This is a genomic window from uncultured Ruegeria sp., from assembly GCF_947500045.1.
Classification (GTDB): domain Bacteria; phylum Pseudomonadota; class Alphaproteobacteria; order Rhodobacterales; family Rhodobacteraceae; genus Ruegeria.
In genome coordinates this window covers 367,468-388,629 of the sequence record NZ_CANMQQ010000001.1, presented here as the reverse complement: position 1 = coordinate 388,629, position 21,162 = coordinate 367,468, and the positions used below count along the sequence as shown (strand labels likewise).

The 21,162-nt window shown below is 56.1% G+C and carries 25 protein-coding genes; 13 read left to right on the top strand and 12 right to left on the bottom strand.

Features of this window, described 5'->3' with window-relative positions:
- Positions 1-23 precede the first annotated feature (23 nt).
- Positions 24-890, top strand: coding sequence for a methylenetetrahydrofolate reductase [NAD(P)H] (metF, locus tag Q1B46_RS01985; protein WP_299944217.1), 867 nt, complete (start codon positions 24-26; stop codon positions 888-890).
- Between the two features lie 204 nt (positions 891-1,094).
- Entirely contained in the window at positions 1,095-1,757 is a 663-nt protein-coding gene (locus tag Q1B46_RS01980; protein ID WP_299944214.1) for a J domain-containing protein, read from the top strand.
- Positions 1,758-1,817: 60 nt separating this feature from the next.
- On the opposite strand, the gene Q1B46_RS01975 is transcribed toward Q1B46_RS01980, so the two are convergent.
- Positions 1,818-2,336 carry a YHS domain-containing (seleno)protein gene (locus tag Q1B46_RS01975; protein ID WP_299944211.1) on the bottom strand — a complete coding sequence of 173 codons (519 nt, stop codon included), beginning with the start codon at positions 2,334-2,336 and terminating at the stop codon, positions 1,818-1,820.
- Between the two features lie 243 nt (positions 2,337-2,579).
- Between Q1B46_RS01975 and yghU the strand changes: the two genes are divergently transcribed.
- Positions 2,580-3,455, top strand: a complete 876-nt coding sequence (gene yghU, locus Q1B46_RS01970) for a glutathione-dependent disulfide-bond oxidoreductase (protein WP_299944208.1) — start codon at positions 2,580-2,582, stop codon at positions 3,453-3,455.
- Between the two features lie 10 nt (positions 3,456-3,465).
- On the opposite strand, the gene Q1B46_RS01965 is transcribed toward yghU, so the two are convergent.
- Positions 3,466-4,254, bottom strand: a complete 789-nt coding sequence (locus Q1B46_RS01965; protein ID WP_299944205.1) for an SseB family protein — start codon at positions 4,252-4,254, stop codon at positions 3,466-3,468.
- Positions 4,247-4,834 carry a uracil-DNA glycosylase family protein gene (locus Q1B46_RS01960; protein WP_299944719.1) on the bottom strand — a complete coding sequence of 196 codons (588 nt, stop codon included), beginning with the start codon at positions 4,832-4,834 and terminating at the stop codon, positions 4,247-4,249. Before Q1B46_RS01960 ends, Q1B46_RS01965 begins: the two co-directional genes overlap by 8 nt.
- A gap of 207 nt (positions 4,835-5,041) precedes the next feature.
- Here Q1B46_RS01960 and Q1B46_RS01955 point away from each other — a divergent pair, with 207 nt between their 5' ends.
- From Q1B46_RS01955 to Q1B46_RS01940, 4 genes are read left to right on the top strand one after another with little or no spacing between them, the layout of a single operon-like run.
- Positions 5,042-5,701, top strand: a complete 660-nt coding sequence (locus Q1B46_RS01955; protein ID WP_299659322.1) for an ATP-binding cassette domain-containing protein — start codon at positions 5,042-5,044, stop codon at positions 5,699-5,701.
- Positions 5,679-7,265, top strand: coding sequence for a capsule biosynthesis protein (locus tag Q1B46_RS01950; protein ID WP_299944200.1), 1,587 nt, complete (start codon positions 5,679-5,681; stop codon positions 7,263-7,265). The genes Q1B46_RS01955 and Q1B46_RS01950 overlap by 23 nt, the downstream gene beginning before the upstream one ends.
- Positions 7,266-7,271: 6 nt before the next feature.
- Positions 7,272-8,105 (top strand): 3-deoxy-8-phosphooctulonate synthase, encoded by an 834-nt coding sequence (kdsA, locus tag Q1B46_RS01945; protein WP_299944197.1) that lies wholly within the window; start codon positions 7,272-7,274, stop codon positions 8,103-8,105.
- 15 nt (positions 8,106-8,120) lie between these two features.
- Entirely contained in the window at positions 8,121-9,617 is a 1,497-nt protein-coding gene (locus Q1B46_RS01940; RefSeq protein ID WP_299944194.1) for a phosphomannomutase/phosphoglucomutase, read from the top strand.
- Between the two features lie 49 nt (positions 9,618-9,666).
- On the opposite strand, the gene Q1B46_RS01935 is transcribed toward Q1B46_RS01940, so the two are convergent.
- Positions 9,667-11,595 (bottom strand): AsmA family protein, encoded by a 1,929-nt coding sequence (locus tag Q1B46_RS01935; protein WP_299944192.1) that lies wholly within the window; start codon positions 11,593-11,595, stop codon positions 9,667-9,669.
- 93 nt (positions 11,596-11,688) lie between these two features.
- Here Q1B46_RS01935 and rimO point away from each other — a divergent pair, with 93 nt between their 5' ends.
- Positions 11,689-13,080, top strand: coding sequence for a 30S ribosomal protein S12 methylthiotransferase RimO (gene rimO, locus Q1B46_RS01930; protein WP_299944190.1), 1,392 nt, complete (start codon positions 11,689-11,691; stop codon positions 13,078-13,080).
- A gap of 18 nt (positions 13,081-13,098) precedes the next feature.
- On the opposite strand, the gene Q1B46_RS01925 is transcribed toward rimO, so the two are convergent.
- Together Q1B46_RS01925 and Q1B46_RS01920 are read right to left on the bottom strand one after the other, a co-directional pair.
- Positions 13,099-13,455 carry a diacylglycerol kinase gene (locus Q1B46_RS01925; protein ID WP_299944187.1) on the bottom strand — a complete coding sequence of 119 codons (357 nt, stop codon included), beginning with the start codon at positions 13,453-13,455 and terminating at the stop codon, positions 13,099-13,101.
- A gap of 135 nt (positions 13,456-13,590) precedes the next feature.
- Complete coding sequence (locus Q1B46_RS01920) at positions 13,591-13,779, bottom strand: hypothetical protein (RefSeq protein ID WP_010441832.1); 189 nt, start codon at positions 13,777-13,779, stop codon at positions 13,591-13,593.
- A 214-nt stretch (positions 13,780-13,993) separates the two neighbouring features.
- Between Q1B46_RS01920 and Q1B46_RS01915 the strand changes: the two genes are divergently transcribed.
- A complete protein-coding gene (locus Q1B46_RS01915) occupies positions 13,994-14,236 on the top strand; it encodes a CDGSH iron-sulfur domain-containing protein (protein ID WP_299944184.1) in 243 nt (80 codons plus the stop codon).
- Between the two features lie 146 nt (positions 14,237-14,382).
- Here the strand turns inward: Q1B46_RS01915 and Q1B46_RS01910 are convergent, their stop codons facing one another.
- The 3 genes from Q1B46_RS01910 to Q1B46_RS01900 all read right to left on the bottom strand — a co-directional run bounded on the left by Q1B46_RS01910 (position 14,383) and on the right by Q1B46_RS01900 (position 15,771).
- The gene (locus Q1B46_RS01910) at positions 14,383-14,634 is read right to left on the bottom strand and encodes a DUF6455 family protein (protein WP_299944182.1); all 252 of its coding nucleotides are present in this window, start codon (positions 14,632-14,634) and stop codon (positions 14,383-14,385) included.
- 67 nt (positions 14,635-14,701) lie between these two features.
- A complete protein-coding gene (locus tag Q1B46_RS01905) occupies positions 14,702-15,070 on the bottom strand; it encodes a YigZ family protein (protein WP_299944179.1) in 369 nt (122 codons plus the stop codon).
- The gene (locus Q1B46_RS01900; RefSeq protein WP_299944176.1) at positions 15,070-15,771 is read right to left on the bottom strand and encodes a M48 family metallopeptidase; all 702 of its coding nucleotides are present in this window, start codon (positions 15,769-15,771) and stop codon (positions 15,070-15,072) included. The genes Q1B46_RS01905 and Q1B46_RS01900 overlap by 1 nt, the downstream gene beginning before the upstream one ends.
- Positions 15,772-15,891: 120 nt before the next feature.
- Here Q1B46_RS01900 and Q1B46_RS01895 point away from each other — a divergent pair, with 120 nt between their 5' ends.
- The 3 genes from Q1B46_RS01895 (at position 15,892) to Q1B46_RS01885 (ending at position 17,553) form a co-directional block, all read left to right on the top strand.
- Entirely contained in the window at positions 15,892-16,140 is a 249-nt protein-coding gene (locus Q1B46_RS01895) for a hypothetical protein (RefSeq protein WP_299659295.1), read from the top strand.
- A 139-nt stretch (positions 16,141-16,279) separates the two neighbouring features.
- A complete protein-coding gene (locus tag Q1B46_RS01890) occupies positions 16,280-16,858 on the top strand; it encodes a nitroreductase family protein (protein ID WP_299944172.1) in 579 nt (192 codons plus the stop codon).
- On the top strand, positions 16,855-17,553 hold the full coding sequence (locus Q1B46_RS01885) for an EI24 domain-containing protein (protein WP_299944169.1): 699 nt from the start codon (positions 16,855-16,857) through the stop codon (positions 17,551-17,553). Before Q1B46_RS01890 ends, Q1B46_RS01885 begins: the two co-directional genes overlap by 4 nt.
- 1 nt (position 17,554) lies before the next feature.
- Here the strand turns inward: Q1B46_RS01885 and Q1B46_RS01880 are convergent, their stop codons facing one another.
- Together Q1B46_RS01880 and mce are read right to left on the bottom strand one after the other, a co-directional pair.
- A complete protein-coding gene (locus tag Q1B46_RS01880; protein WP_299659286.1) occupies positions 17,555-17,830 on the bottom strand; it encodes a DUF1467 family protein in 276 nt (91 codons plus the stop codon).
- A gap of 5 nt (positions 17,831-17,835) precedes the next feature.
- On the bottom strand, positions 17,836-18,240 hold the full coding sequence (gene mce, locus Q1B46_RS01875) for a methylmalonyl-CoA epimerase (protein WP_299659284.1): 405 nt from the start codon (positions 18,238-18,240) through the stop codon (positions 17,836-17,838).
- 135 nt (positions 18,241-18,375) lie between these two features.
- Here mce and Q1B46_RS01870 point away from each other — a divergent pair, with 135 nt between their 5' ends.
- The gene (locus tag Q1B46_RS01870) at positions 18,376-19,092 is read left to right on the top strand and encodes a response regulator (RefSeq protein ID WP_299944164.1); all 717 of its coding nucleotides are present in this window, start codon (positions 18,376-18,378) and stop codon (positions 19,090-19,092) included.
- 231 nt (positions 19,093-19,323) lie between these two features.
- Here the strand turns inward: Q1B46_RS01870 and aspS are convergent, their stop codons facing one another.
- Positions 19,324-21,099, bottom strand: coding sequence for an aspartate--tRNA ligase (gene aspS / locus Q1B46_RS01865; protein ID WP_299944161.1), 1,776 nt, complete (start codon positions 21,097-21,099; stop codon positions 19,324-19,326).
- Positions 21,100-21,162 lie beyond the last annotated feature (63 nt).

Genomic DNA, 21,162 nt, shown 5'->3' with positions numbered 1-21,162 from the left:
TAAATGACAGTTACGAGGCCCTGATGACCAAGCCTGAGATATCCTTCGAGTTCTTTCCTCCCCAGACACTGGAGGCCTCGTTTCGCCTTTGGGATACGGTGCAAACGCTGGCACCTCTGAACCCACGCTTTGTGTCCGTCACTTATGGCGCGGGTGGTACAACTCGTGAGTTGACGCGCGATGCGGTTTCAACCCTGCACAAATCCTCAGGGCTGCCGGTCGCCGCGCATCTGACCTGTGTCGACGCTTCGCGCCAGGAAACGCTTGAAATTGCCGACACGTTCGCGCGCGCAGGTGTGCAGGACATCGTGGCCCTGCGGGGTGATCCGCCAAAAGGTCAGGACCAGTTCGAACCCCACCCGGACGGCTTTTCCAATTCAGTCGAGTTGATATCTGCGCTGGCGGAAACCGAGATGTTCAGCATCCGCGTCGGCGCTTATCCCGACAAACATCCCGAGGCGCAAAATGCCCGCGCTGATGTAGATTGGCTAAAGGCCAAGCTCGATGCCGGTGCAGATGAAGCTTTGACCCAGTTCTTCTTCGAGGCTGAAACCTTCTTCCGCTTCCGTGACGCCTGCGAAAAAGCGGGGATCGATAAGCCTATCGTGCCCGGTATTCTGCCCATCGAAAACTGGAAGGGCGCGCGTAACTTTGCAAAACGCTGCGGCACGCACATTCCCGATTGGATCGAAAATGCATTCGAAAAGGCGATCCGTGACGACCGCGAAGACCTGTTGGCCACTGCGCTCTGCACCGAACTCTGCTCAGATCTGATCGAAGGTGGTGTGGACAAGCTGCACTTCTATACGCTCAACCGGCCTGAGCTTACCCGCGATGTCTGTTTCGCGTTGGGCATCACACCTCAGGCTGAATTGCAGAACGTCGCCTGAACTCACAACTTGCCCAGCGGAACCTCAATCGCTGGGCAAGGCACTTGTTAACCATGTATTAACGCGCCAACTGCTGCTGCCGCGACAATCTCAACATGAACTTAGAAACTGTTGCTGTGTTTAACTCTAATACTTGAAAAAATTTGACAAAATTGTGACCAGTGGCAATCTGAGCCCAGTGTAGTTTTAACGAGTGATTTCAGTATGGAGCCAGTGAGCAAAGTAAAGGCTCGGGCCGAAGCGCTGCAGGTTCTTGGCCTGCCCTTAAACGCAAACGCCAACGAGATTAGAGAAGCTTGGCGCAACGTCGCCTTTCACGATCACCCCGATCATACCGACGGTGACTATTCAGGCTTTTCGCAAGCTAAAACAGCTTACGATTTTCTGCGTCGTGAAGGCATGACCCGCAAAGGTGTGTCAAACTCTTCGATGCCACGTCGTCCGCGTCTGAAAAAGCGTGTGATTGAACTGGCCACGGATGAGATCAAAGCTTGTCGTGAATTGCTAAGTCCGGAAGGCATGCTCTCAGATATGTCTGCATCCGACCGGGCGGCAACTTGCGACGGTACTGACACGTCATCAGACCATGTGCCAGATGCGATCGGCTGTTTTGGACGTGATCTAACTTATTTTGTGGCATCATCGGTTTGCAAAGGTGAAAACCGCGTAGCATTGCCAACCTCGGTTCTGGACAGCTGCAAAAAGGCAGAAACTGAAATCCTGACCTTTAAATCCAAAGGTGCAGGATCAGGTGAAATTGTCATTCCCGACCCGATACGCGAGCGGAAGTTTCCCGGCGCCAAAAGCGTAAGAATTCGGTTTGAAGCAGACCAGCAGATGCGGGATATGTTTGAGCTGGCGGGGTGAGAGAACCTGCCAACAAAGAAGCCCGGCCGTAATGGCCGGGCTGACCTACATTCCCAGCGTTTAGTTGGAAACAGGACCTTCCGAAGTAAACTTCGGGATCACGCTGGTGGATGCCGCGTCAGGTTCGATACCAGGCCAGTTGCCTTCCGCCAGATTGATGTTGCCTGGGATGTCCTCTTCAAAAAATCCGACAACAACATCGGTGATATTCAGATACAGCTTGTCATCCACAATCCGCCACAGGTTTGGGTTGGCCGGGACTTTGCCACCGCGCGAGACGCCATACGCACAGTGACCGTCATATTGCGGGGCGAAATAAGCCGGGTTTTCCAAAAACTTATCGCGGTTTTCTTCGGTCGAAAATGCCCAGGTCGCACCGTTATACTCTGCCGTGATGTCGGATTGGCCGCGAACAGCCTCGGGCTGTGATTGGCCCACGGCGACTTGATCGAGGTCACGGTAGGCAACAACGTCATAGCCTGACGCGGCAAATCCGGTGCCATCTACATATTGGTCTCCGGCAAAGGCGGGAACGGCAAAGGCCATCGTCGCGGCAAGGGTAAGCGCAAAGCGTTTCATGTGTATTGTCCTCATGTCCTAACGGTTTCAGAGCACCCGGGCTGCGGGTCTGATCAGACAATAGTTGTTTTTTGCTCCGCGCGAAGACCCACTCGCGACGCTGTGAAAGCGAAAGATGAATTGTGAGGCGATCCGGGCGTAATGTTACAAAATTCTCGCGACGTTCGGGGTTGGACTTTAAGTTCTGCAATATTAGCTGTGGAAGCAACGGCCCGCAGGTCGACAATGCAAGAAAGGCGCGAGATGAGCGATCAACCAACCTATACCCCCCCTCAGGTCTGGACATGGGACAGCGAAAGCGGTGGGCAATTTGCCAATATCAACCGGCCCATCGCCGGGGCCACCCATGACAAAGACCTGCCAGTTGGAAAGCATCCGTTTCAACTTTATTCATTGGCAACACCCAACGGCGTTAAAGTCACTGTAATGCTCGAAGAGCTGCTGGCGCTTGGCCATACCGGTGCCGAATATAATGCCTGGCTGGTCAACATTGGCGACGGCGACCAATTCAGTTCCGGTTTTGTCGGTGCCAACCCTAATTCAAAAATTCCCGCGCTCTGGGATCATTCGGATGAAACCCCCGTTCGCGTTTTCGAAAGTGCCTCAATCCTGCTGCACCTGGCCGAGAAATTCGGTGAGTTCCTTCCTGAAAGCGGTCCGGAACGGACCGAAGTGATGAACTGGCTTTTCTGGCAGATGGGCAGTGCGCCTTACCTGGGTGGAGGGTTCGGTCACTTCTACGCCTATGCGCCTGAAAAGTGGCAATATCCGATTGACCGTTTCGCGATGGAAGCAAAGCGTCAACTGGACGTGCTGGATCGGGAATTGGCCGAAAAGACCCATATCGCTGGCGAAGACTATTCGATTGCCGATATGGCGATCTGGCCGTGGTATGGGCAACTGGTTCTTGGCCGGCTTTACGATGCGGCAGAATTCCTTGATGTCGAGAGCTACAAGAATGTCATGCGATGGGCCAAAGCCATTGACGCGCGCCCGGCGGTTCAGCGTGGCCGGATGGTCAACCGCGCCTTTGGCGAACCGCATACGCAATTGCACGAACGCCACGATGCCAGCGATTTTGAAACGCGCACGCAGGATAAGTTGGAAACAGCGGACTAAGCCACCGGCGCTATCTTAGGATCGGGGGCCGCCCGGGATCACTGCCCGGCGCGGCCCTTTCAATTTGGGTGGCCTGTGGCTGAGGCAGATCAAACCGAAGGCCGACCTTCGCCAAAGCAGCTGCTGCCGGTGCCTCTGCTTCAAAGAATGCGACATCCAACGCGCCTGCCTCGATCCCAGAAAAGGTCAACGCTTCTGAAACCGCGCGCGCTAACGCAGGCTGCGCACCTTCGATTGCTGAAACAAATCCCAAAAGATGACCCTGACCGCCGTCTTCGGTTTTTGTACCAACAAGAAAGGCGGTTGCAGCCAAACCTGCTGCAGTCGCCAATTTCGTATCGAGCGCGGTCAACAGAACATCCGGCAAGCCTGCGGGTGGATGAAATTCAGCCAGTCGCTGCTCTACCTCCTGAGGGGCATGTTGCAAGGTACTGGACAGCCAACTCAGCGCTTCGGCTGGGATCAGCATGGACGACGGCGCGGTTTCAAGGTTCAGGCCCAACCCGATCTCCTGTCCTGCCAACATCCCCGACAGAAGGCGACCCGACAGGGCGACATAGGGGACTGGCCGCCCCGCGAATGTTGCAAGACGTTCCTCAAGATCAAAGGCCAAAACGAAACGCCCATCGGCCACATCGAACAGCTCGGGCGAGATGTTTTCGTCCTTCGCTTCTTCGGTGAGCATCAGAAACAGCTCGCTATCAGCCAGCCGCTCGAAGAACCTCAGCCGTACTGAATCATCTTCTGGTGCCGCTTGCATAGCGGAGTGTGCAGCATCCAAAGCTGTGGCTTCAGTCATTCAGAACCTCTTGCACCCGTTCCCGCAGCACCGGCAAAAGCTCGGCCTCGAACCAGGGATTTTTCCTCAGCCAAGCCGTATTGCGCCAGGACGGGTGAGGCAAGGCAAAGACCCGCGGCGCATGGTCTCGCCAATTACTGACAGTCTCGGTGACCGGTGTTTTTACACCCAGATGGTATTTGTGCGCATGACCACCGACAAGGATCGTTAGTGGGACATCGCCCAGCGCCGTCATCACCCGGTCATGCCAGGTGCGGCCACATATCGGAGGCGGCGGCAGGTCGGCCTTGCGTTCGTTATATCCGGGAAAACAAAACGCCATCGGAACAATCGATACCCGAGAACGATCATAAAAGCCTGCTTCATCCAATCCCATCCAATCCCTCAGGCGATCACCCGAGGGATCGGTGAAGGGCTTTCCCGTCTCATGTACACGCGCACCGGGTGCCTGCCCCGCGATCAAAATACGCGCGCCAGGCCGGAACCAGACAACCGGGCGCGGCTGGTGAGCTGTGGCAGTCTGCGCAAACCTGTCTGCGCATAATCGGCACGCTTCAATTTCCTCTAGCAGTGAACCCATCAGGTCGTAATGCTCCTGCGCTTCATCGACAATCAAGATAGGGCTGAACGCCGGCTGAGCCAACAGAACCCATCGCGGCAACACTTCAATGTCATGACGCGGGATGCGCATTGATCATTTGTTTCATAATTCGACATAATGTAGCCAGTATGGATCGGTAGCAAACACCCCTTCGAGCCATAATAAACGTACGATTACAGGCCCCGCATGCTGGAATTCGACAATGTCAGCAAGTCATTCTGGACCGGAACCCGCCGCAAGGTGATTCTGGATCAGGTGTCGTTCCGCGTTGAACTGGGCACTTCCCTTGGGGTTCTGGCACCGAACGGAACCGGGAAAACCACGTTGATCAACATGATGGCCGGATTGGAAAAACCCGATGAAGGCGTGATCCGGCGCGATTGCCGCGTCTCTTTCCCCATGGGGTTCACGGGCGGGGTCGCCAATCGGTTGTCAGCACTGGAGAATGCGCGATACATCGCCAAGCTTTATGGCATGGACCCTGACTATGTAGAAGCCTACTGCAGCTGGCTCTGCAATCTGGGTGAGTATTTTAACCAACCGCTGGGCACCTATTCCTCGGGGATGCGGAGCCGGTTTACCTTTGCGTTGATGCTGGCTCTGGATTTCGACATGTACCTCATTGACGAGGGGATGCCCTCGACCACGGATGTTGAGTTCAATAAGAAAGCGGGCGATATCCTGAAAGATAAGCTGCGGACAACGACACTGGTGATCGTATCGCACAACCCATCAATTCTAGAGAAATTTGCTCGGCAAGCTGCTGTTCTGGTGGATGGGCAGCTTTACATGTTTGAAACCTTGGAAGAGGCAAAGCAACTCTATGACTACCAAACCCAAGGCTAGAAAGTACAACCCCGATCGCACCGCACGAGGCGCCGGTACGGCCGAGGCACGCTCGGATGCGATCGACCGAATTCGCAAAGCAACACAAGCCTCTGACGCTGGTGGCGAATCCCAGCAACCGGGCACCGAACTGGACGCCATCAAACGCGAAGGGCTGACCGGGCGGCAATTGCGCGTCGCAAGGCGGCTTGCGCATAAAAACGGGCTGGCGGCGACTTCGGATTACGATGCGGTCCGACTGTTGCGCAAGAAAGGGATCGATCCGTTTCAGCGCGCGAACCTGCTGGATCTGGCAACTTTCGATCAAAGCAAATCAACCGGCGATGACCCGACGCAAGACAATATAAAGATACATCTGCCTCAGACGGCCAAAGCCTCGCAGCAGAATCTACCCGGCCCGGAACTTAGCCCGGCCCAGCGCCGCGAATACGAGATCGGGCAAATCCAGAAAGACATCGCCCGCCGCCGTCGCCGCAAGCTTGCGGCGTTGTTCGCACGGTTGGCCGCTTTCGTCTTCCTGCCCACCTTCGTTGTGGGTTTCTATTTCTATCGCGTCGCAACGCCGATGTATGCCAGCGACTCCGTATTCTCAATTTTGCAGGCCGATGGCGGCGGGGCGTCATTTGGCGGTTTTCTGGCGGGAACCCAGTTCGCTACGGCGCAGGATTCCGTGGCCACGCAGGAGTTTCTGGAATCCAAGGATGCGCTGGAAAGACTAGAGCGGGATGTCGGGTTTTCCGAGTTTTTTCAACAAGATGAGATCGACCCTATCCAACGCTTGTCGGCTGATGCAACGCTCGAAGAAACTTATAAGCTTTACAAGCGTATGATCACCATTGGGTATGACCCAAGCGACGGTGTTATCCGCATGGAGGTCGCGGCGCCAAGCGCCGATATCTCTGTCGACCTATCCAGGCGGCTTATTTCATACGCCGAAGAGACGATAAATGGGCTGACCGAGTTAAAACGAGAAGATCAGATGCGCGACGCCTTAACAAGCTTTGAGACCGCGCAAGAAGCGCGCAGACAGGCACAGGAAGATCTGATTGAACTGCAACTGCAGGGGGCTGTTCTGGATCCACAAAGCGTGATTGCCAGCCTGCGCGCCCGGATCGATCAGTTTGAATTTGAGCTACAGGACAAAGAACTGCAACTGGCCGCCCTTCTCGACAACACCCGCCCCAACAAAGCCAAGGTAGATGGCACACGCGCAGATATCGAACGGCTTGAGGCGGTTCTGGCAGAGTTGAATGCTGAAATGCTGGACGCCTCGGCAGGCGAAAACTCGCTTGCACGTTTGAGCGTGCGTATCCAGATGGCCCAAGCCGATCTGGCCGCCCGCGACATGATGCTACAAACGGCAATGCAGCAAATGGAAGCCACGCGGACCGAGGCCAACCGAAAGGTGCGTTATCTGACCGTCTCGGTGAACCCGGTCCCCAGTCAGGAACCCAGCTATCCGCGCAAGTTTGAAAATACGATTTTGGCTTTCCTGTTGTTTGCTGGTATCTACCTGATGATCTCGCTTACCGCGTCGGTCCTTCGTGAACAGGTATCCTCGTAAAGACACATGAAACATATAAAAATCGCTGACCTGACAGTTGGCAACGATCTTCCCCTCACTCTAATCGCTGGTCCCTGCCAGCTGGAAAGCGCAGATCACGCGCAAATGATCGCAGGGGTGCTTAAGGAAGCCTGCGACAAGGCAGGCGCCCAGTACGTGTTCAAGGGATCTTTCGACAAAGCCAACAGGACTTCGCTGAACGCCAAACCTGCCTTGGGTCTTGAGAAGGGGCTTCAGGTTCTGCAGTCGGTTAAAGACAGTATTGGCGTCCCAGTGCTGACCGATATTCACGAGCCGGAACAATGTGAATCCGTCGCAGAAGTATGCGACATCATGCAGATCCCCGCATTTTTGTGCCGTCAGACAGCGCTGCTGTTGGCCGCTGGTCAAACCGGAGCAGCGATTAACGTCAAAAAGGGTCAGTTTCTGGCCCCATGGGACATGCCCAACGTCGTATCCAAGATCGAAAGCACCGGAAATAAGCGTATCCTGCTGACCGAACGTGGCGCTTCATTTGGGTACAATCGCCTGGTAGTTGATATGCAGTCGCTGCCAGAAATGGCCCGCACCGGCTATCCAGTGGTGATGGACGCGACCCACGCAGTGGCGCAACCCGGTGGTCTGGGCGGTTCCTCCGGTGGCCAGCGTGAATTTGCCCCGGTCCTCGCCCGTGCGGCGGTTGCCACCGGAATTGGCGCGGTCTTCACCGAAACCCATCAAGACCCGGATAATGCGCCCTGCGATGGGCCAAACATGATTTACCTGGATCAGATGGGCCATCTGATTGACACCTTGATGCGCTTCGATGCGCTCGCCAAAGAAAACCCGATTCAGATTTAACGATTGAGATTTGTAATGAACAAACCCCTTGCCGAGGTGACCCCGAACACCTGGAGTTTTCTGCGCGACCCGATGATCAAGCCCACGGGCTTTCGCGAGTATGACGCGCGTTGGAAATATCCCGACGAAATCAACCTGCCCGGAATGACGGCACTAGGTTTGGGTCTGGGTACCCAAATGCATAAACGCGGGATAGATCCGGTGATTGCAGTGGGCAATGACTATCGAGACTATTCGCTATCGATCAAAAACGCCCTGATCGTGGGTCTTATGCAGGCCGGTATTCAGGTCAAGGATATCGGCCCGGCGCTTAGCCCGATGGCGTATTTTGCGCAGTTTCATCTAGATGTGCCCGCGGTTGCGATGGTCACCGCCAGCCACAACCCCAACGGCTGGACCGGCGTAAAAATGGGCTTCGACCGCCCCCTGACCCATGGTCCAGACGAGATGTCGGAACTGCGCGATATTGTTTTGAATGGCGAAGGCATCGCGCGCCCGGGTGGTTCGTATGAATTCGTTGATGGGGTGAAAGAGGCCTATCTCGACGATCTGGTTGGTGACTTCAAAATGTCCCGTCCGTTGAAAGTGGTCTGCGCTACCGGTAATGGAACCGCCGCCGCCTTTGCACCCGAGGTTTTCGAACGGATCGGTGTTGAGGTCGTGCCCAGCCACACACGTCTGGATTACACATTCCCCAACTACAATCCGAACCCCGAAGCGATGGAAATGCTGCACGATATGGCTGCTTCGGTCAAAGCCAGCGGTGCCGATCTGGCACTGGGGTTTGATGGTGATGGGGATCGTTGTGGTGTCGTGGACGATGAAGGTGAAGAGATTTTTGCCGACAAGGTTGGCGTCATCATGGCGCGCGATCTGGCCAAGCTGTATCCGAATTCGACCTTTGTGGCCGATGTGAAATCGACTGGGCTGTTCGCCAGCGATCCTGAGTTGCAGGCACTGGGTGTCAAAGCCGACTATTGGAAGACCGGCCACAGCCATATGAAGCGCCGGGTCAAGGAAATCGGCGCGCTTGCCGGGTTTGAGAAATCGGGCCACTACTTTCTGGCGGAGCCCGTCGGGCGTGGATATGACTGCGGAATGCGCGTGGCCGTGGAAATCTGTAAGCTGATGGACCGTAATTCAGATCAGAGCATGTCCGATCTGCGCAAGGCGCTGCCAAAGACGTGGTCAACGCCCACTATGTCACCCTATGCAGCTGATACAGAAAAATACGATATTCTGCAGCGGTTGGTCGACAAGTTGGTGGCAAAGGCAGATGCAGGCGACAGCTTTGCAGGCCGAGCCATCAAAGAGGTCGTAACCGTCAATGGCGCGCGGGTCATATTGGACAATGGCAGTTGGGGCCTCGTGCGTGCATCATCCAACACGCCCAATCTGGTTGTGGTCTGTGAAAGCAGCGAAAGCGAAGATGAGATGCGCGCGATCTTCGCGGATATCGATGCCGTTATCCGTACCGAACCGGGCGTTGGTGACTACGATCAGACGATTTAAGTCACGTAACAAAGGGCGCCGGTTTAAGCGCCCTTTGTTCTACGTCATCTCAATCCCCCCCCAAAAGTTTGAGTAAGCCTTTCTTGGCCTCTTCCTCAAGTTTGTCTTTCAATGCGTCTTCGATCTGGTCGGTATCGGTGACCGTGGTATCCAGTTCCTTCCCTACCTTCTCTAGAACCTTCTTCTTCGCGTCGCCTTCCAGCTCTTTGACTTTGCCTTCAGCCGCCGCCTCAATGACCTTAGTGAGATCCGGTTTGATCGACGGGTTGCTCCATGGGCCCTTGATGCGGACAGGCACCGATATCCCCTGCCCCGAGTTGGCGCGCAGGGCGACCGGCGTGAACAGATAATCGATATCGCGGGCACCAAGACCAATCCGACCTGCCCCATCCGCGCGGAAATTATCGAGCTTCATCAACAGGTCATTGTTGGTCAGATCACCATCTTTCATCGTGAAACTGGCGCTAAGGCTGTTGAACACTGTCGTGCCACCTGATCCCTTGCCCTGTCCCATGAGGCGATCAAGATCCAGCCCCGAAATAACACCCTTTCCGACTTCTATGTGGCCCTTGCCACTAAGCGATTGCATGATCTGATCTTCGGTCAACCCAACACCCAGAAACTCAAGATGGCCAGACCCTTTCCCCGAAAGACGCTTGATATCACCAAGTGTTACAAGAGCTTCATTGATATCAATGTTGTTGGCCGTCAGGTTCCCGCCAACCGATAACCCATTGCGATTGTTTGCAACCACCTGACCATTCAGCTGGCCGGAAAAGAGCGTTGCGGGATGCATCTCCAACACGGCCCGCGAACGATCAAGGCTCAGCGTCAGGTCACTTTTGCCAAAAACCATTCCCGGTACAGCAATCGAGTTGGCCCGCAGACGAATTCTACCATTTGCCAGCGCAAGGAACGACGCATCGATGGGGGCCTTGGACCACCCTTCAGCCTGCGAGCCGCCGCTTGAAGTGTCGCTACCGCCTACGTCGGACAAGTCGAGGTCACCTGCATCCAGACGCGCGGTGATTTGAGGAGGGTCGGAAATCTGGATATCCGCCTCCCCTTCAAGCCGGTTGTGATCCAGCACCGCGATCATGTCCCGCAGGGAAATCCGGCCATCCTGCGTATAGGTCATCTGCCCAGACACGTTTGCGACCTGTCCCAACCCCTTGGGCACGGTAACGCCACCCTGCCCAAAGGCGGCCAGCATCTTGTGGGTGTCCTTGGCGGTAACTGTGGCCTTGCCATCCATCTCACCAGCCAGATTTACCCGACCGGAAAACTGAATATCTCCACCGGGCGCGGTAAGGCCGAGCTCCAGCGGCGTTACAACTCCGGTAGAAAAAGCAGGCAGGTCGGGAATAGTCAAATCCACCTCAACGGCACCACCGGGCACCGACATACTGGCTTGCATCTCCATCGGGGCGGTCACGTCCGGCCAACGGGCTGAAAGATCAACATTTGCGAAGTCCATGCTGACCGCGCCATTCTCAAGATAGATCAGCCGTGCATTTGACAGCTCCAATCGCTCCAACGTAACAGGCCGGCTTTCGACAGCTTGCGCCGATGCCCCTGATTCAGGAGAGCTGCCAGGTTGGTGCAATTCCCAGTTTCCGCGCCCGTTCGCGCGCTCAAGACGCAGAACCGGACTATCGGCTAATACCTTCTTGATCCGGATATCACCCGACAGTAACGCCGACGCATCGACGCCCACGGCCAAACTTTGGGCGCTGAGCATCGGCTCGGACCCGGCCCAAGGCGCATTGGCAAATGTAACCGGGCCGGTTTCCATACCCAGAACGGGCCAGAAAGATAGCCTGACTTCGCCCGTCAGTTCCAAATCGCGACCAGTTTGCGCCTTGACTTGCTCGGCCAAAATGGTCGCCAGTTTGTCACCCGGCATCAATAGCAAGGCACCAATCACCAGCCCGAAAGCCGCGACTACGAGAAAAAGAATGCGTATGAGCCACTTCATGGGTCCGTCTTTCCGGCTTTTCTGCTCTGCCCCGAGTCAGCCTTGTGCGGGCAGGATTTGCAAGGGGAAGCTTTCCCCTCTATACGCGCCGCCATGAGCACGAACCCACCAGACCTCCGCCCTGATCTCGCCCCTGAGGCCCGGATCGCCGAGACGCCCCGCCGCGGCCAGCCAACCCTTGGCATGGTGTCGCTGGGCTGTCCCAAAGCATTGGTCGATAGCGAGCGTATCCTGACCCGATTGCGCGCTGAGGGCTACGGTATCTCACCGGACTATGCCGGGGCCGATGCCGTGATTGTGAACACATGCGGGTTTCTGGACAGCGCAAAGGCCGAATCTCTGGACGCGATCGGTGAGGCATTGGCCGAAAATGGTAAGGTTATCGTAACGGGCTGTCTGGGTGCAGAGCCGGATTATATCCGTGAACATCACCCGCGCATTCTGGCAGTCACCGGGCCGCATCAATATGAACAGGTTCTGGATGCGGTCCATAACGCGGTGCCGCCGGACCCGAATCCATATGTGGACCTGCTGCCTGCTTCGGGTGTGAAACTGACACCACGACATTACAGTTACCTCAAGATTTCAGAGGGTTGCAACCACAAGTGTAAGTTCTGCATCATCCCGGACATGCGTGGAAGGCTGGCCAGCCGCCCAGCCCATGCGGTGCTGCGCGAGGCCGAGAAGTTGGTCGACAATGGCGTACGCGAATTGCTGGTGATCTCGCAGGACACCTCGGCCTATGGGCTGGATCGCAAATACGACATGAACCCGTGGAAAGACCGCGAGGTGCGCAGCCATATTACCGATCTGGCGCGCGAGCTGGGCCAGTTCGACGCTTGGGTTCGGCTACACTACGTCTATCCCTACCCCCATGTGCGTGATCTGATCCCGCTGATGGCGGATGCCGGGTGCAACGTGTTGCCATATCTCGACATACCATTCCAGCATGCGCACCCGGATGTTCTGAAACGCATGGCCCGTCCGGCTGCAGGCGCGAAAACTCTGGATGAAATCGCAGCGTGGCGCGCGACCTGCCCCGATATCACCCTTCGATCGACTTTCATTGTTGGTTATCCAGGGGAAACCGAAGATGAGTTCCAGACCTTGCTGGACTGGATGGACGAAGCCCAATTAGATCGCGTCGGTTGTTTTCAATACGAGAATGTCGATGGCGCCCGTTCAAACGATTTGCCAGATCATGTCCCCGCCGAAGTGAAACAGGATCGGTGGGAGCGGTTCATGGAAAAGGCACAGGCCATTTCGGAAGCCAAGCTAGAGGCAAAGGTTGGACAGACGGTCGAGGTCATCGTGGATGACGTGGATGACGAGGCAGCGACCTGCCGCACCAAGTCCGATGCACCCGAGATCGATGGCTATTTGTTTATTGATGACGGGTTCGAAGGTTTGAAACCGGGTGACATCGTCACCGTAGAAGTCGATGAGGCCGGAGAGTACGATCTATGGGGGCGCTTGCGCGCGTAGGTCTGGCAGAGACCGGGATCACAATAGCCCGATCAACACCACGACCCATGCGACACCCGCGGCGACGGCCGTAAGTGCCACGGCAGCACTCGCCGCGTCCTTGGCCTGCCCGGCGAGGACATGCTGATCCGTCGAGGTATGATCGACCGCTCGTTCGATGGCAGTATTGAACAGCTCGGCCACCAATACCAGAATGCCGAGTGCAAGGATTACTGCTCTTTCTGCTGTTCCGAGCGGCAGTGCAAAGACCAAAACGCCCGAGGCCAGATTTGCCCAAACCCATGCCCGAAATGAGTATTCCTCGCGCCAGGTTGAGGACAGGCCTTGCCAGCTCCAACGGGTGCGATCCTTTAGGTGGTCAAAGAATTTGCGCATGGACCCTTCCAATCAAATTTGTTGGAAATGACGTTCGCGACCCGCGACAGAAAGGCAAGAAAAAACCGCCCAACGGCGGCAATTTCGGCGCTGGTTGTGCAGGCGGTCCAAAATAATGGACCACCTGCAAAATGCTTATTGTGTGACCGGATTACATACGGTCTGACCGGCTTCGGTCGTGGCCAACTCATAGCCTGCCGAACAGCTGGGCGTGCCATACTTGTCATAGTCGGGCTGGATATAGACCGGGGTCGGTTCCTCCTGCTGCGAGCACGCAGTCAGAACAACAGCGGTGGCGCAGATAGCAGCAAACTTCAGTTTCATGTCCATCAATCCTCTATTACTTTTCTGATATTGCCCAATTTTTCGGGGCCGGTGTCAGAATAAGACCAAGATTTTCATCTGGCAACCGTGTCAATCACGCATATGTGAATAAAAGCGAATCCGCGCTGATGCACCTGTGCTCTGTAATTCGCTGTCCTTTTTGGTGCAGCACCCTAAACTCTGCCGTGACATCAGCCAAATACGGAGTAGCCACATGTCAGATGCCCCGATCATCGCCCAGAAATCCCCATTTCCGGTCGAAGTGACCGAAGGCAAAACCTATTTCTGGTGCGCCTGTGGCAAGTCACAGAAACAGCCATTTTGTGACGGTTCGCACAAAGGCACCGCATTTACACCTGTGAAATACACTGCTGATGCCGACAAGAAAGTGTTCTTTTGTGGCTGCAAGCACAGTGGAAATCCTCCACTATGTGATGGATCACACGCAAAACTCTGAAATCAGGCCAGATCGTTCAGCAAGCTGACGTTGGCGCAATACCATGGGGCGGTTGGTGCTTTTTTTGCTGTTGCACAGTCAGCCAAAACTGACACGGCATGTCACCGAGCAATTGCAGCCCCAGTCGCTGCATGAACTCTCTGGCGTTACGGCGCCAGCCTGTTCAACAGTTCCTGATTGCGGCAGTACTCTGGCGCCCTGCCTATGTCGACGTTTTGGGATAGAAGAGCCTCGCAATGACCCGGATTTGGGCATTCAGTGCAGCGCAATACAGCATCTGAGATTTCATCAAATCGCAGGGCACCGTCAATCGCAGCTTCCTGCAAATCAACGCCCAGTGTCATAGCCATATTGTCCACCAGACCTGCGTGATGTCGCAGCTTTGCTCGGTCAGACATGCGCTTCCCTTTCTTTGTTCGCTTTGGAAAGGGTATCCTACGCATCTGCAGATGCCTTTGATTCAGGTCAATGTCCTGCGTCCAGCTGATCCAGATAGGTCCGCGTGGCATCCTGTACCCGGCGGAACCGATCACCGCCCAACTTCTTGCCACCGTACCAACGCGTTACGATGATAACGTGGTCTGATAATCCGGCCCGCTCCATCATCCGCAAAATGACCATCGCCGCGCCAGACTCTCCGTCGTCAGCCTTAAGCGCGCCGGTTGGCAGCATCGCTGCCCATGTATTGTGGGTTGCCTTGGCATAGGCTTTGTCGGACTTCAGTTCCGCCAGCACCGCATCGACATCAGCGCGACTGGTGACCCGAGCGCCTGTCACAGCATATTTCGATCCGCGGTCGCTTAGGACGACGCCCATTCGGGTTAGTCTGATCATCACTGCAAACCCAATTGTCGTGCCGTTTTCAGCACGGCCTCCACCCGTTTGGCATTGGGCGGATGTGACGTCAGAAAACGGTCGCCAGGATCAGGGATACGTTGGAAGAAAACCATCCCAACCAGCGGGTCATACCCCGCTGCATGGGTGATTTTTGTGCCCAATTGATCCGCCTCCAGCTCAAACTCACGCGTGTAATTTTGCACACCAACCTCAGCACCCAGTGCCTGCGCGCGCTCAACCCCTGCATCATCTGCGCCTTGCTTGCGCGCTAGCTCTCCGAATATCCGCGCGCTTTCCTTCGCGTTCTCCGACTGTCGGGCGATATGACCTAAGATATGATGCGCGGCTTCATGCCCCATGACAAAGGCCATCTCATCCGCATTCTGTGTTGAAGCGATCATTGGCTGAGTGAAAATGATCAGCGGTTGCCCGTCCTCATCCAGCGTCTGGAACGCGTTCGCTGGCGCAGTGCGAGAGAGATCAACTAAAATTGCAAAATCGCAATTTGCAGAACGCGAGCGGCGACGGCACTCTTGCCCCGCTGCGGCTCCGACTTTACGGCTGACTTGTTCGAACACGCGCGCCTTCTGTCTTTGGGCAGATGATGATGGTTGCCATTGGTCAGCTGGGATCGCGATTACGGTCGAGGTATCGCATGCGGCCAACAGCATCACCAGCAACAGGGCAAGACGGCGCATTCACATTCCTTTCGGTCACTCTGTCGGCAGGCAAGCATAGCGCGGCAAATCTGGCCGGGCTACTGCCGAATGCAGCCATAACGGGTTGCATTGCTATCTTTGCCCCGGCACTCTGCCGATATGTTTTCGATTGAACATGAATTCGACTCGACGGTCATTACGCTGGTGGACGAAGGCGCCAAGCCTTTGCAAGAGGATGTCGTCATCAACAACTTTGCTGAATGCGTAACGCTTGAGCAGTTCGACCCACGTACCGACCAGATCCAGAAGATCACTCTGTCGCCTGAACAGGTACGCGATCTGGCCGCAGCACTGGATTTGCCCGAAGGCGTTTATCAGATACGCGAAACCGACCCCTCGGACCCTTGAACGAAGCCCGAAGAATTCGACCTGGACCAGCGGTGCGCAAAGCCCGGTCGAAATTGATGTGATTCAATAGGCAGTTTGCCCTTGAAACGGGGCGCAATCTCTCCGACATACGAACTGCCCATGTGAAGGAAATTAACATATGTCCCTGAAGAACCAAGCTGCGCTGGATTTTCTGAACGTGCGCCGATCACGCCCTGCCAAAACGCTTGTGGCACCAGCCCCGACGCGGGAAGAGCTGATGCCGCTGCTCACCGCCGCTGCGCGCAGCCCCGATCACGGAAAGCTTGAACCTTGGCGCTTTGTTGTTATCGAACAAGGGGCAATGCAACGCCTCGCAAAGCTCACCGAAACCAGTGGTTTGGCAATGGGCAAAAGCCCGGAAGATATCGCCAAAGCGCGCACGCAGTTCGAAATGGGCCATCTGGCTGTTGCCGTTATCGAGGTGCAGAAACGATCTGAAAAGATACCAGCAATTGAACAGACCTATTCGGCGGGTGCGGTTTGCCTAGCCTTGTTGAACGCCGCACTTGCGGCCGGTTGGGGTGCGAACTGGCTGTCTGGTTGGCAATCCCATGATCGCAGTTTTTGCCAGCAAGGCCTCGGGTTAGCCGAGAATGAAAAAATCGCAGGCTTCATCCACATAGCGACCGAGGGCATGGTCCCACCCGAACGGCCCCGCCCTGATGTGGCGGCGCTGACCCAATGGGTATCGGAATGATCATCATCCAGTCATTTCTGAAAGCACTGGGCCAGATCGGTGATCCCCGGTTTCGCAAAGTGCTGCTGTTGGGCGTTGGGCTGACCTTCGCGCTGTTGGTTGCCACCTATGCCGGTTTTCTATGGCTGATCAACATGTTGGTTGGCGAGCAGGCCACCTTGCCGATACTGGGTGAGGTGACGTGGCTGAATGACCTGCTCAGCGTTTCTTCGTTCCTGTTAACGATGGTATTGTCGGTCTTTTTGATGATCCCCGTTGCCTCGGCCATCACGTCGATGTTTCTGGATGAGGTCGCTCAGGCTGTCGAGGACTCGCATTATCCGAACCTTCCACCAGCAACACGCGTTCCATTTGGCGACGCATTGCGGGATACGCTCAGTTTTCTGGGCGTGTTGATCGTTGCCAACCTGCTGGCGCTGATCCTTTATGCATTCTTCACGCCATTTGCGTTGTTCATATTCTGGGGAATGAACGGGTTTCTTCTGGGGAGAGAGTATTTCACCCTTGCCGCCATGCGTCGGTTGGGACGCGAGGGCGCGCGAAAACTAAGGGCGAAACATGCGACAACAATCTGGGTTGCCGGTATCCTCATGGCGATCCCGCTCTCGGTTCCGCTGGTTAACCTGCTGATCCCGATTCTGGGGGCTGCGACTTTCACGCATATCTACCACGGCCTGTCAGAAAACCGCTCCTGAATTATTCGAGCGGCTCCAGTTGGTTCAGCCAATCAAAGTCCCGAACGCTGATGGCACCGGATATTATGATGCCCGCGATGATCGCCCACAGAATTACTGAGATCCCGGTGGTGATCCAAAGCTTCTTCTTCATGTGATGAACTTCAGGGGCACCCGCATGCGTGCCCGGGACAATTTTCCCCAGATCACCTTGCGTTTTGATGCGCACAGGCAGGACCGTCAATAGGGTCAAAAACCAGATAACAGCGAACAGGACCAGAGCAGCGGTGATAGTCATTGTTTTCAGACCTGCTCCAGCTCAACCAGACAGCCGTTGAAATCTTTCGGATGCAAGAACAACACCGGCTTACCGTGTGCTCCGATCTTGGGTTCGCCTGAACCCAAAACGCGCGCGCCGGTCTCTTTCAGGTGATCCCGGGCAGCTATGATATCCTCGACCTCGTAACAGACATGATGGATGCCACCCGACTGGTTCTTCTCCAAAAACCCGTTGATCGGGCTGTTCTCGCCCAGCGGGTACAGCAATTCGATCTTGGTATTGGGCAGTTCAATGAACACGACGGTGACCCCATGATCGGGCTCGTCTTGCGGTTCGCCGACCTTGGCACCCAGCGCGTTGCGATACTGGGCCGAGGCGGCCTCAAGGTCTGGCACCGCGATGGCAACGTGGTTCAGGCGACCAATCATGGAACTCTCCTTCCTTCTGCATTGCAGCGGTTATGGGGGCAGTTTGCATAAAGGACAAGTGCGCCAAAGCGCACGTTAACCCTGTATTAGCCAGAAGTTCCTAGCGTGAGGCATCTGCTATACAGGAGTTCTGCCATGGACGATTCGGGACCTTTCGCTTCTCCGGCGCTGCCCACCAAGATACGGCCGCTGCTGGGCCAGACGATCCTTGTGGTCGAAGACAGTCGCTATGCCTGCGATGCAATACGATTGATGTGCCTGGTCAGCGGCGCGCGCATCCGTCGGGCGGATTGCCTGAAATCGGCACGGCGGCATCTGCAGATCTACCGCCCCTCGGTCCTGATCGTCGATATGGGCCTTCCAGATGGCTCCGGCGCTGATCTGATTTCCGAACTGACCCATGCCGTTCCCCGTATCGAGGTCATTCTTGGACTGTCCGGGGATGACAACGCTCAATCGCTTGCCCTGCGCGCAGGGGCTGATGGTTTTCTGACCAAACCCCTGAGTTCGGTTGCTTATTTCCAGAAAACCATCCTTGAACGCTTGCCAGAGGATCGCCGCCCCAGCAGCATCGCAACCCTGAGGGATGACATCGTTCACCCGGACCCGCTGGCCTATCACGATGACATGGCTCACATCGCCGATGTGCTGACCGGGCCAACCGACCAGCGCACATTGAATTATGCGACACAGTTTCTGCAAAGCGTCGCGCGAGATGCGGATGACACGACCCTTGCCGAAGCCGCGCGTGAGCTTGCCGTCTCGCAGTCGACAGGTACACCGTTGACAGCACAGACGGCACGGATTGCCGGGCTTGTACAAGACCGTCTGGAACGGCAAGAGGCGATCTGACGTGCTGACCGCCTATTTCATAACGGCCTCACTGCTGAGCATCTGGTTCTACCGTCAGGCGCGCATTACCGCCAAATCGATCCGCAGAAACCGCCAACACGTTAAGAACCCATTGGATTGAACTGAAACAACCGCTTCAATCCAACGCGGCGATCCCAGCGTTGACAAGCGCGCCCATTGCGCGTCGCCACGCCGGATAGGAATCCGCCCGCTCGAAGCGGGCGGCTGGAATTAGTCCTGTGGGATGATCCTGAGGCCCAGCTCCATCAACTGGTCCGAGGTCGGATCGGATGGTGCGTCCATCATAAGGTCCTCGGCGCGCTGGTTCATCGGGAACATCATGACCTCACGAATGTTGGCCTCATCCGCCAACAGCATCACAATCCGGTCGATGCCTGCAGCACAGCCACCGTGTGGCGGCGCGCCGTAGTGGAACGCATTGAACAAAGCGCCAAAGCGGGATTTGACCTCGTCTTCACCATAGCCAGCCAGTTCAAAGGCCTTCAGCATGATTTCCGGCTTGTGGTTCCGTATTGCACCTGAAACCAGCTCATAGCCGTTGCAGGCCAGATCATACTGGTATCCACGCACGTCCAGAGGGTTCCCCTGCAGTGCTTCCATACCGCCCTGCGGCATCGAGAACGGGTTGTGCTCAAAGTCGATCGCGCCGGTTTCCTCGTCCTGCTCATAGATCGGGAAATCCACGATCCAGGCAAAGGCAAAGCGGTCTTTCTCGGTCAGGCCAAGCTCTTCCCCGATCACATCCCGCGCCTTGCCCGCAACCTTCTCGAAGGCCTTCGGCTTACCCCCCAGAAAGAACGCCGCATCGCCAACGCCCAGACCCAATTGCTGACGGATCGCCTCGGTGCGTTCGGGGCCGATGTTTTTGGCCAGCGGACCTGCGGCCTCCATCCCCTCGCCCTGATCGCGCCAGAAGATGTAACCCATGCCGGGCAGACCTTCTTTCTGGGCAAAGGCGTTCATGCGGTCACAGAACTTGCGGCTGCCACCCGTTGGTGCCGGGATCGCACGGATTTCGGTGCCCTCTTGCTCCAACAGCTTCGCGAAGATCGCGAAGCCAGACCCGCGAAAGTGGTCAGAGACCACTTGCATTTTAATTGGGTTACGCAGGTCGGGCTTGTCAGAACCATACCACAGAGCAGCGTCCTTATAGGAAATCTGCGGCCAGTCCTGATCGACCTTGCGGCCGCCACCGAACTCTTCAAACACAGCGGTCAACACGGGCTGGATGGTGTCGAACACGTCCTGCTGCTCAACAAACGACATCTCGAGGTCGAGCTGATAGAAATCGGTGGGTGAGCGGTCCGCGCGCGGATCTTCGTCGCGGAAACAGGGCGCGATCTGAAAGTATTTGTCGAAGCCCGACACCATGATCAGCTGTTTGAATTGCTGCGGGGCCTGTGGCAGCGCATAGAACTTGCCTGGATGCAGACGCGACGGCACCAAGAAGTCGCGCGCGCCCTCAGGTGAGGATGCGGTGATGATCGGCGTCTGGTATTCGCGGAATCCCTGATCCCACATGCGGCGGCGCATTGACGCGACAACGTCCGAGCGTAGAGCCATATTCTGTTGCATCACCTCACGGCGCAGATCCAGATAGCGATAGCGCAGGCGCGTTTCCTCAGGGTATTCCTGATCGCCGAAGACCATCAGCGGCAGCTCGTCAGCCGCGCCCAGCACTTCCAGCTCGCGCACATAAACTTCGATTTCGCCGGTGGGCAGCTTTGCGTTCACCAGTTCCGCGTCGCGTGCTTTGACGGTGCCGTCGATGCGGATACACCACTCAGACCGAACCTTCTCAAGCTCGGCAAAGGCCGCACTGTCGCCGTCACACAAAACCTGAGTTACGCCAAAGTGATCGCGGAGATCGATGAACAGCACGCCGCCGTGATCTCGAACCCGGTGCACCCAGCCAGACAGGCGGACGGTTTCACCAACATTGGCGGCGGTCAGAGCGGCGCAGGTGTGGCTGCGATAGGCGTGCATGGAATATCCCTTCGGGCGCAGAATTCATCGCGCCGATACACCCTGTCAGGCTTGGAAAGTCAA